Origin of the sequence: Neorhizobium sp. T25_27, from assembly GCF_002968565.1 — a bacterium.
Classification (GTDB): Bacteria; Pseudomonadota; Alphaproteobacteria; order Rhizobiales; family Rhizobiaceae; genus Neorhizobium; species Neorhizobium tomejilense.
Genome location: NZ_PVBJ01000002.1, coordinates 677,980 through 688,516, shown reverse-complemented (window position 1 = coordinate 688,516; position 10,537 = coordinate 677,980). Strand labels below are relative to the sequence as shown.

Sequence of the window (10,537 nt, the reverse complement as noted above, 5' to 3'; positions counted from 1 at the left end):
GGGTTTGTTGGCGGGGTGGGTTTCGGAAACATTTGCCATCTCCTTGTCCCCCGCTCAACGCGTCAACACGAGGCCGGCATCGAGCGGCCAGGTGAGCCAGACCATATCGCCGAAGGTGATCGGCCGATCGACGAGGCGGGAAACGTTGGCCTGCGCCGCACGCACCACCCGGCCATCCGCGAGCTTCACCAGGAAAACCGAAAAGTCGCCGAGATAACCGATATCCCAGACTTCGCCGTAGACCGCATTGGCCGAGATACCCGCCGGCTGGTCGGGCGAGATGCGGACTTTTTCCGGCCGCACCGCGAAGGCGACCTTGTCGCCCGCGACCGCCTGGCATTCCTGCTCCACCGATACCGCGATGCCGTCGCAATCGATCCTGACCGTGCCCGGCGCGCCGAGTGCGCTGTCGGTCGAAGCGACCGTGCCTTCGAGAATGTTGATGTCGCCGATGAAATCCGCGACGTAGCGGCTGTTCGGCGCTTCGTAAATTTCGGCCGGCGTCGCCACCTGCATGATCAGGCCCTTGTCCATGACAGCAATGCGATCGGACACGGTCATCGCCTCCTCCTGGTCGTGGGTGACGATCAGGAATGTCAGGCCCAGCTTGGTCTGGAGGTCCATCAACTCGAACTGCGTCTCTTCGCGCAGCTTCTTGTCGAGCGCACCGAGCGGCTCGTCGAGCAGCAGCACCTTGGGGCGCTTGGCGAGGGAACGGGCGAGCGCCACGCGCTGGCGTTGGCCGCCGGACAGCTGGTTCGGCTTGCGTTTGGCGAACTGCTCCAGCTTGACGAGCTTCAGCATTTCCTCGACGCGGGTGGCGATCTCACCCTTCGGCAGATTGTCCTGCTCCAACCCAAAGGCGATGTTCTTTTCGACCGTCATATGGGGGAAGAGCGCGTAAGACTGGAACATCATGTTGGTCGGCCGGCGGTAGGGCGGCACACCGGAAATATCCTTGCCCTGCAGCAGGATGCGGCCTTCGGTCGGTTCCTCGAAACCGGCGAGCATGCGCATCAGCGTCGTCTTGCCGCAACCGGAGGGCCCGAGCAGCGAAAAGAATTCCCGCTCGTAGATATCGAGCGTCAGGTTGTCGACGGCGGTGAAGGTGCCGAACCGTTTGGTGATGTTTTCGAAACGAATGAACGGAACCGCCGACGGGTCGGTCCAGGGAGAAAATTTACGCTTAACCGGCCCAAGAGATTTCGCCATGCCCTTACCCCATTTCACCCGATTGCCGCTGCCCCAAAAGCATTCGGGGCAGGCGTTTCCGCCTGCCCCGCCCTTGATCAGCTACCGGTCTTGATCTGCGTCCAGACCCGGTTCAGGACCCGCTGCTCGCGCGGCCCGTAGGGCGAAATGGTGAAGAGTTTCTTGACCACGTCTTCCGGCGGATAGACGGAAGGATTTTCCAGGACTTCCTTGTCGATGAACTTCTGCGAAGCCAGGTTGCCGTTGGCGTATTGAACGAAATTCGAAGCCTTGGCGATGACTTCCGGCTTCATCAGGTAGTTGATGAAGGCATGCGCTTCGGCGACATGCTTCGCGTCCGCCGGGATCGCGAGGTTGTCGAACCACATATAGGTGCCTTCTTTGGGAATGATGAATTCGATGTTGACGCCGTTCTTGGCTTCCTCGGCGCGGGTCTTGGCTTGCAGCACGTCGCCCGACCAGCCGATCGTGATGCAGCTGTCGCCATTGGCGAGCTCATCGATATAGGCGGACGAATTGAAGGTCTTCACGGACTTGCGAATTTTCGAGTAGACGGCGCCGCCGGCTTCGAGGTCCTTGGTTTCCTTGCTGTCAGGGTTCTTGCCGAGATAGTTGAGCGCGATTGCGAAGGTCTCGTCGGATGCATCGAGAATGTTGATGCCGCAGGACTTCAGCTTGGCAGCGTTTTCGGGCTTGAAGAGGACATTCCAGCTGTCGATCGGAACATTGCCGAGTGCCGCCTTCACCTTGTCGACATTATAACCGATGCCGGTCGTGCCCCACATGTAGTTGACGGCATACTGATTGCCGGGATCGTATTTCGACAGACGCTCGGAAACCAGCGGCCACACGTTGGAGAGGTTCGGCAGCTTCGACTTGTCGAGCTTCTGGAAAACCTTGGCCTGGATCTGGCGTGCGAGGAACGGGCCGGTTGGCACGACGACATCATAACCGGAACCGCCGGCGAGAAGCTTGGTCTCCAGCATCTCGTTGCTGTCGAACACATCGTAGATGACCTTGATGCCGGTCTCCTTGGTGAAATCGACCAGGATCGACTCATCGATATAGTCCGACCAGTTATAGACGCGGACTTCGCGCTCCTGGGCCAGAGCGGCCGTCGCGGCGAAGGCCGTTGCGGCAACTGCAGCGGCAAGACTGAGCAAATGACTTTTCATGATCTCTCCTGTTCCAGTTTTTTCTGCGCAATCGTCAAATCACGCCTAGTTCCCTTATATTTTTCGCGAGAGTAAAAAGTAATTTTACACCCCACAAGGGGGAATGTGCGCCGCCGCAAAACTCATTGGAAATCGAAGGCGCTGAGGCCGGTCACCATCTCGTCCAGACCGAGCGGTCTGGTGACCGGCGGTTCGGCACGGGAAAGGCAACCCTGTCTTTCGCAAAGCCGGCAGGCGGTGCCGACAAGTACCGTCGCCGCGCTTCCCGGCAGGGCCTCGCCATAGACGGTGTCTCCCACGCTCGACAGATCGCAGCCGAGAAGGATCGCAGTGCGCCGGATCCGCTCGCCGAACCCCGCTTGAGGGCCTTCGAGCGTCCTCGACAATGTCAGGAACGTCCCGCCATCCGGCATTTCTACCCGATCGACGAGGACCTGGCCCGGCTGGAGGAAGGCGGAATGGAGCCCAAGCTTCGGACAGAACCCGCCGAAACGGGCCTGCGGGAACCCTTGAGCGCCGGCGCGGCGGATCGCATTGCCGGCGTGGTCAAGTTCCATCAGAAAAAACGGAATGCCCGGCGCGCCGGGCCGCGCGAGCGACGTCAGGCGGTTGGCGGCCTGTTCGAACGACACGTCGAAGCGCGAGCGCAACACGTCGAGATCGTATCGGGCGCGCTGGGCTGCCGCGAGGAAAGCCCCATAGGGCATCATCAGCGCATGGGCGGCATAACGGGCGAGCTCGAAGCGGCCGATGCGCCGCGCCTCGTTGGTGGAGAGGTTGAGGTCTTCGAGTTCGGCGGCGATCTCCCGGCCCAGCGCCAGAAGCGCCACTTCCATGGCAAGCTCGCGGGTCCGATCGAAGGGCGAGAGCCTCTCCGAGAGAAACAGCCGCATGGAATGGCGGTCGTAACGCCGGCGCAGGTTCGGCATGGCATGGACGGGTAGCGTGCGCACCACGATGCCGTGCTCGTTCTTCGCCCAGGCCTTCAAGGCGCCGGGCAGCTCGTCGCCGGTTCCGAGCCTGGTCGCGAAGGTTTCCGCCGCATCGTCGATGCGCGCGAAGAAGTTGGGGCGACGCTCCAGCGTCTCGCGCACTTCGTCGATCGGCAGGCGCGTGCCGGCAATCGATGTTTCGTGACCCTCGCGCGCAAGAAGCTCGGCGAGATCGGAAAGCCTTGCTGCCTGCTCGCGATAGGCGCGATAAAGCTTCATCAGCCCGAGCGCCGCATTGGGGGCCGCCTCCGCCACCTCGATGATTTCCTGGTCACCGGGGATTTCACCGGCCAGCAGCGGATCGGCAAATACTTCGCGTAGCCGCCCCGCAAGACCGCCGCCCTCGCCCTGCAGCGCATCGAGATCGACCTTGTAGACGGAGGCGAGCTTCAAGAGGAGCTGAACGGTCAGCGGCCGCTGGTTGCGTTCGATGAGATTGAGATAGGAAGGCGAAATGCCGAGCGCCTCGGCCATGGCCGTCTGGGTGAGCCCAAGCCCCAATCGCACCCGCCGCACCCGCGGGCCGGCAAAAATCTTTCGTTCTGCCATTTGTCACCGTTTTTTACAAAGCCGCTGTTCGGGCTATTTTACTAAATTGACATCTTCACAGAAGCACTTGTGAAAGACAAGACATCCTAACCCCTTTGTAGGGAGCAATATGGCATCTTTTCTGGCAGTGCAGCATTCTGTTCTGTAAATATAGTCACATCAAATCCGCATCGAGCGGCTGAGGCATTTACACAGGAGGATGACGATGACAGATTTTTACACGCTGGTTCCAGGCGCTCAAAAAGGCCGTTTCGAGGGGATCGAACGCCCCTATTCCGCAGACGACGTCAAGCGGTTGCGCGGCTCGGCGGAGATCCGTTATTCGCTCGCCGAAATGGGTGCAAACCGGCTGTGGTCGCTGCTGCACCGCGAGGACTTCGTCAACGCGCTGGGTGCGATGACCGGCAATCAGGCCATGCAGCAGGTCCGGGCCGGGCTGAAGGCAATCTACCTGTCGGGCTGGCAGGTCGCAGCCGATGCCAATACCGCTTCCGCGATGTATCCGGACCAGTCGCTTTATCCGGCCAATGCCGCGCCGGAACTGGCGCGGCGCATCAACCGCACCCTGCAGCGTGCCGACCAGATCGAGACATCGGAAGGCAAGGGCCTTTCGGTCGAAACCTGGTTCGCGCCGATCGTTGCGGATGCGGAAGCCGGGTTCGGCGGGCCGCTCAACGCATTCGAGATCATGAAGGCCTTCATCGAGGCGGGTGCCGCGGGCGTCCACTACGAGGACCAGCTCGCATCGGAAAAGAAGTGCGGCCATCTCGGCGGCAAGGTCCTAATCCCGACCGCCGCACATATCCGCAACCTGACGGCCGCGCGGCTTGCCGCCGATGTCATGGGCACGCCGACGCTGGTGATCGCCCGCACCGATGCGGAAGCGGCAAAGCTGCTTACCTCGGATATCGACGAGCGCGACCGGCCCTTCGTCGACTACGATGCCGGGCGCACGGTCGAGGGCTTCTATCAGGTGAAGAACGGGCTCGAACCCTGCATCGCCCGCGCCGTCGCCTATGCACCCTATTGCGATCTCATCTGGTGCGAAACCTCGAAGCCGGACCTCGAACAGGCCCGCCGGTTCGCGGAGGGCGTCCACAAGGCGCATCCAGGCAAGATGCTCGCCTACAACTGCTCGCCGTCGTTCAACTGGAAAAAGAACCTCGACGACGCAACGATCGCCAAGTTTCAGCGGGAACTGGGTGCGATGGGCTACAAGTTCCAGTTCATCACGCTGGCGGGCTTCCACCAGCTGAATTTCGGCATGTTCGAGCTCGCCCGTGGCTACAAGGACCGCCAGATGGCTGCCTACTCGGAGCTGCAGGAAGCGGAGTTCGCCGCCGAGATCAACGGCTATACCGCCACCAAACACCAGCGCGAGGTCGGCACCGGCTATTTCGACGCCGTCTCGGTCGCGATATCGGGCGGGCTTTCATCGACCACCGCGATGAAGGAATCCACCGAGCACGACCAGTTCCGGCCGGCTGCCGAATAGACCTAGAAACTCATCGCCAACAGGAGAACCACCATGAACATCCAGACCCATGTCAAGGAACGCGCAGAAGAGCAGTCGACCGCGATGACGCCCGAGCAGCAGGCAGCGATCCGCATGCTGGCCAACGACCTGCATCGCCTCAACCATGCGATCATGAAGGCAGTCGATGCCGGTGTATCGGTCGAGCTCGTCCGCTCCGCGCGGCATCACGGCGGCGACGGGCATTGGGGCGACCTGATGATCCCGGTCATCGTCACCAACCGGGTCCAGTGAGCCCGGGTCCAGTGAGCGAGGAGGCGCCTAGGGCTGGCGGCCGGCAAATAGCGGGCCGTGGCCTCGGGCGAACTTCACCATGCGATCGACCACCGTGCGGATATCCCGGCGGTGGCGATCGTCGTTGTTCATGACGATCCACTGGCTGTGCCGAAGGCTCTCGATCTCGCCGCCGACCCGCTCCAGCCGCATGTCCTGGTCGCCGACGAAACAGGGCAGGACCGCGGTTCCGGCCCCGCCCAGCGCCAAATCGCGCAGGGAGCGCGGGCGGTTGACGGTGACCGCCACTTGCGCCGCCCGTTCCTGATGCGGCCAACGGAGATAGGCGGAAATCGCATCCTCCTCCGAGACTGCAAGCCAGCGGTCGGCAACCGAGGGGTGGGCGTTGCGGGCACGATAGGCCGCATAGGCGACTTCCCCGAGCCTGGTTGCCGCAAGGTTCGGCTCTTCCGGCTCGAAGGCACGTATGCCGATATCGCTTTCCCGGTGCGTCAGGCTCGCCCGTCGTTCGGCGACATAGAAATCGAGGCGGAAGTCATCGCGCTCGGTGCGGATAAGCGAGAGATTGCGGGTGAACATCCAGGCAAGCCAGGTGCCGCAGGCAACCCGCACCAGCGTCGAACCGGCACCTTCCCGTTTCCAGCTCTCGATGCGGCGGGCAGCGCCCTCCATCTCCAGAATCTGGGCAAACAACGCAGACCCATCGGCGGTCAGCTGATAGCCGGTGCGGCTGCGTAAAAACAACGGACGCCCGACGGCCTCTTCCAGATCGAGCATCCGCCGGCCGATCGTCGCGGGGCCCAATCCGGTGATGCCGGCAGCACCGGACAGGCCGCCAAGCCGGGCAACCTGCATGAAAAGCTCGTAGGCATCCCAGTTGATGTTTTTCATCGGTGAAAGACATAGCCGGAATTCGGCGGTACAAGAAGCAGTTTTTGAGGTTTAATAGAGGAGACGGTTTCCACAAACGGAGCAATTCCGATGCATGAGAATATCGTCGCAGCCGCCTATTCGTACCTCTTCCGAACAAGTCCCATCCGTCGCGATACCGCAGCGGAGAACGATTTCTATGAACGTTACGCCCATCCCTACCCGCGCTGGTTCGTCAGCCTGCAGCGGGTGACGGATAGACATAAAACGGCAAAGGGCGGCATCGCTGCCGCCCAGGAGGTTGGTTCCAGTCTATCCGGCGGCGCAGGCGAAGACCAAAACTCCGACCGCTGCCGCCCGAGGCAAGATTGCCGGGCAGTGCCGGAGCGGCGTGGCACCCGATTTTCCGCGGTACCCGGCTCGCCGTCGCTTTGAGATCGGCAGATATCACGCAGCGCGGGAATAACCCGAGCGGCGACTGCTCGCGTCGATGCGGAACTGCTCTACCAGTTCGAGCAGGGCATCCGCTTCGCTTGCGAGACGTCGGCTTGCTTCCGTCGTCTCGCCGACCATCGCGCCGTTCTGCTGGGTCATCTGGTCCATGCGGTTGACGGAATTGTTGATGTCCTGCAACGCGGCCGATTGATCCCGGCTGGCCGTCGCGATCATTTCCACATGCTGGCTGACGCCGGTGATCTGCTGGCTGATCGCTGCCAGCACTTCGCCCGCCTGCTGCACAAGGCCGGCACCGGAGCCGACTTCCCGGCTCGACTGGGTGATCAGGTCCTTGATCTCCTTGGCGGCACCGGCGGAACGCTGCGCCAGTTCGCGAACTTCCTGCGCTACGACCGCAAATCCCTTGCCGGCTTCACCGGCACGGGCTGCCTCGATGCCGGCGTTGAGCGCCAGAAGGTTGGTCTGGAACGCGATGTCGTCGATAACCTCGATGATCAGTTCGATCTTGCCGGAAGCCTCTTCGATACGTCCCATGGCAGCGACGGCGTTGCTCACCACGGTGCCGGAGCTGTCGGCACTCTTCTTGGTGACGGCGACTGCCAGGTCCGCCTCGCGAGCGCGCTCGGCCGAAGAACGGACCGTCGCGGTGATCTCGTCGACCGCGGCAGCTGTCTCCTCGAGAGAGGCCGCCTGGGTTTCGGTACGGCGCGAAAGTTCGGTCGAGGAGTGGCTGAGGTCGGCACTGCTTTTCTGGATGGAGAGCGTGCTTTCGCGGATATGAGAAAGCGTGTCCCGCAGCCGGACGATGGAGCCGTTGAAGTCGGTGCGGAGCTGCTCCAGCCGGCCGGAATACTGCGTCTCGATCGTGCTCGACAGGTCGCCCTGCGCCAGGCGGGCCAAAGCCGCACCCAGTTCGCTGACGGCAGTGTCGATCTCGCGGTCAACACGCTGCTTTTCGGCATCGTTGCGACGGCGTTCGGCCTCCGTTTCGGCGCGATCCTCGGCGCTGCGGCTCTCCAGCCGTTGTTTTTCGCGCGCGGCTTCCCGGAAAACTTCCAGGGCGCGAGCGATATTGCCGAATTCGTTGCGGCGTTCGGCATAGGGGATTTCGGTTGCGTCATTGCCTTGGGCAAGTGCATGCACGGTGCCGGTCAGCACGCCGAGCGGCTTCAGCAGCATACGCAGGGCGAAAAGGCTTGCGATTCCGATAACGAGAAGAGCGGCAAGCGATGTACCGATAACGATATGACCCGCAGTGGCAATATGGGCAAAATAGACTTCCATCGGAATGCCGATGAAAAGCAGGCCGGTGACGCCGTTCGAGGCGTTGGTGATGGGGAAATACCCCGTCATGAAATCCTTGCCGAATAAGACAGCAGGCCCGAAATAAGCTTCCCCGCGCGCCAGGAACGGCTGCGCCGGATGCTCTGCGGCAAGCTTGGTGCCGACCGCCCGCTCGCCCTTTTCCGTCTTCACATTGGTCGATATCCGGACATAGTCGGTGCCCCTCTTTTCGAACAGGGTCGCGACACCGCCGATGGCTGACGCCGTGCGATCGACCATGTCATGGTCTTTCACCACACCCTCGGCCTGGCTGACACGGATGACCGCGCCGTCACGGATCTCGGTTTTGGCGCCGTCCAGCTCCAGATCGTAGAGCAGGCTCATGGTGCGGATCGCCTTGCGGGCATCGTTCTTCGCCGTATCCATGATATCGCCGCGCAGGTAGGTATAGGTGAGGCCACCTACCGCTATCACCGCAACGAAGATCATGAAAAGGCAAAGAAGAACGATCCGCGATACCACGGACGACGGCAGGATTTTGATCATTTAGGCCAGCTTCCCCGCAAAACTATGTACTGAAATCTAGTATCGCCTGGGGAAGTGAAAATTTACTAAATTTGAATGTAGTGAATTAAAGAGGCCTCTGAGGCACAGAACTGAGCTTGGGAATGCCCAAGAACAAATAGGCCAACGCTCCGCGAGCGTGACTAAAGACCGCCGCCGTTCAGGCGCGCGGTGATCTCGAAGAGTGGAAGCTCTTAGAAAAAGAGAGTCGGAAGCGCGAGGAGCGCGGCCGTTGCACCGATGGCGATCGCGAGAAAACGAAGGCGAATGAGCTTCGGGTTATCCTGAACCTTAGCGATTGCGATTGCACGGGCACGGCTGGGTCTCTGCATGGAAACGGCACTCCAAGGCAAGTTGCTCTGGCGCTCCAGCCGCCACCGGCAGGAAGCGCATGCCCGCCTTAAAACACAGGACTTGGCTGGCATTAAGGCAGGATGGGGCGCTCACATTAACAAGTGCTGAATCAACCTATACTACAAAGCCTCCCCACAAACATGGCCCGAGGCCCATGCCCATTGGAAATTGTAGCCGCCGAGCCAGCCGGTCACATCCACGCATTCGCCGATGAAATAAAGGCCAGGCACCGCCTTGGCCTGCATCGTCTTCGAGTCCAGTTCCGAGGTATCGATGCCGCCGAGCGTCACCTCGGCCGTCCGGTAACCTTCGGAACCGGCGGGCCGGATGGCCCAGGTCTGGATCGAGGCGGCCAGCCCCTCGATCGCCTTGTCGGGAAGATCGGCGAGATGCCCGGTCAGGCCGCGGTTTTCGACGAAGAACTGCGCCAGCCGTTTCGGCAACACTTCCGCCAGTACCGTCTGCGCCGCCTGCCTTCCGTTTGCCTTGCGGGCCGTCTTGAGGATCGCTGCGATATCGAGGTCGGGCTCGATGACCAGCGTCACGTCGTCGCCTTCCCGCCAATAGGAGGAGATCTGCAGGATCGACGGGCCGCTCAAGCCACGATGCGTAAAGAGCAATGCCTCGCGGAAGGCAGTCCTGCCGTGACGGACTTCGGCCGGGACCGCGATGCCGGAAAGCGGCGACAGCTTTTCGAGCAGGTTCGGATCGAGCGTCAGCGGCACGAGCGCCGGCCGCGTCTCTACGATCTTCAGCCCGAATTGCCGGGCGACGTCGTAGGCAAAACCGGTGGCGCCCATCTTGGGGATCGATTTGCCGCCGGTCGCAACCACCAGCGACCCCGCCTCCACCGGCCCGTCGGAGGTGCCTATGCGGAAGCCGTCGGGCATCTTTTCGATCGACGTGATCTGTTTCTGCAATTCGAGCACGACGTTCGCCGCCTTCATTTCGGACAGCAGCATGCGGATGATGTCCTTGGCGCTGTCGTCGCAGAAGAGCTGGCCGAGCGTCTTTTCGTGCCAGGGAATGCCGTGGCGTTCGACCATGTCCAGGAAATCGCGCGGCGTGTAGCGCGCAAGCGCCGACTTGGCGAAATGCGGATTGGCTGAGAGGTAGTTCTTGGCGGTCGCATGGATATTGGTGAAATTGCAGCGGCCACCGCCGGAAATACGGATCTTTTCGCCCGGCGCCTTGGCGTGATCGAGGACCAGCACCGAACGGCCGCGTCCGCCCGCACGGATGGCGCACATCATGCCCGCGCCGCCGGCGCCCAGGACCACCACATCGAATTTCCGCGTCACCGCATGCTCCTT

Annotated in this window: 9 protein-coding genes; 3 read left to right on the top strand and 6 right to left on the bottom strand. The window is 61.7% G+C overall.

The window, feature by feature from the left end; all coding sequences use genetic code 11:
• Window positions 1–54 precede the first annotated feature (54 nt).
• From C5J24_RS10210 to C5J24_RS10200, 3 genes are all read right to left on the bottom strand, one after another.
• Window positions 55–1,212 carry an ABC transporter ATP-binding protein gene (locus tag C5J24_RS10210; RefSeq protein ID WP_105417604.1) on the bottom strand — a complete coding sequence of 386 codons (1,158 nt, stop codon included), beginning with the start codon at window positions 1,210–1,212 and terminating at the stop codon, window positions 55–57.
• A 77-nt stretch (window positions 1,213–1,289) separates the two neighbouring features.
• Window positions 1,290–2,387, bottom strand: a complete 1,098-nt coding sequence (locus tag C5J24_RS10205; protein ID WP_105404122.1) for a polyamine ABC transporter substrate-binding protein — start codon at window positions 2,385–2,387, stop codon at window positions 1,290–1,292.
• A 122-nt stretch (window positions 2,388–2,509) separates the two neighbouring features.
• Window positions 2,510–3,928, bottom strand: coding sequence for a short-chain fatty acyl-CoA regulator family protein (locus tag C5J24_RS10200; RefSeq protein ID WP_105417602.1), 1,419 nt, complete (start codon window positions 3,926–3,928; stop codon window positions 2,510–2,512).
• Between the two features lie 205 nt (window positions 3,929–4,133).
• Here C5J24_RS10200 and aceA point away from each other — a divergent pair, with 205 nt between their 5' ends.
• Together aceA and C5J24_RS10190 are read left to right on the top strand one after the other, a co-directional pair.
• Window positions 4,134–5,423, top strand: coding sequence for an isocitrate lyase (gene aceA / locus C5J24_RS10195; RefSeq protein ID WP_105417600.1), 1,290 nt, complete (start codon window positions 4,134–4,136; stop codon window positions 5,421–5,423).
• A 33-nt stretch (window positions 5,424–5,456) separates the two neighbouring features.
• Window positions 5,457–5,696, top strand: coding sequence for a hypothetical protein (locus C5J24_RS10190; RefSeq protein ID WP_105417598.1), 240 nt, complete (start codon window positions 5,457–5,459; stop codon window positions 5,694–5,696).
• Between the two features lie 27 nt (window positions 5,697–5,723).
• Here C5J24_RS10190 and C5J24_RS10185 read toward each other — a convergent pair whose 3' ends face one another.
• Window positions 5,724–6,587, bottom strand: a complete 864-nt coding sequence (locus C5J24_RS10185) for a LysR family transcriptional regulator (RefSeq protein WP_105417596.1) — start codon at window positions 6,585–6,587, stop codon at window positions 5,724–5,726.
• Window positions 6,588–6,677: 90 nt separating this feature from the next.
• Between C5J24_RS10185 and C5J24_RS10180 the strand changes: the two genes are divergently transcribed.
• A complete protein-coding gene (locus C5J24_RS10180) occupies window positions 6,678–7,001 on the top strand; it encodes a hypothetical protein (RefSeq protein WP_105417594.1) in 324 nt (107 codons plus the stop codon).
• 12 nt (window positions 7,002–7,013) lie between these two features.
• On the opposite strand, the gene C5J24_RS10175 is transcribed toward C5J24_RS10180, so the two are convergent.
• Together C5J24_RS10175 and C5J24_RS10170 are read right to left on the bottom strand one after the other, a co-directional pair.
• A complete protein-coding gene (locus C5J24_RS10175; protein WP_105417592.1) occupies window positions 7,014–8,852 on the bottom strand; it encodes a methyl-accepting chemotaxis protein in 1,839 nt (612 codons plus the stop codon).
• A 491-nt stretch (window positions 8,853–9,343) separates the two neighbouring features.
• Window positions 9,344–10,525 carry an NAD(P)/FAD-dependent oxidoreductase gene (locus C5J24_RS10170; protein WP_105417590.1) on the bottom strand — a complete coding sequence of 394 codons (1,182 nt, stop codon included), beginning with the start codon at window positions 10,523–10,525 and terminating at the stop codon, window positions 9,344–9,346.
• Window positions 10,526–10,537 lie beyond the last annotated feature (12 nt).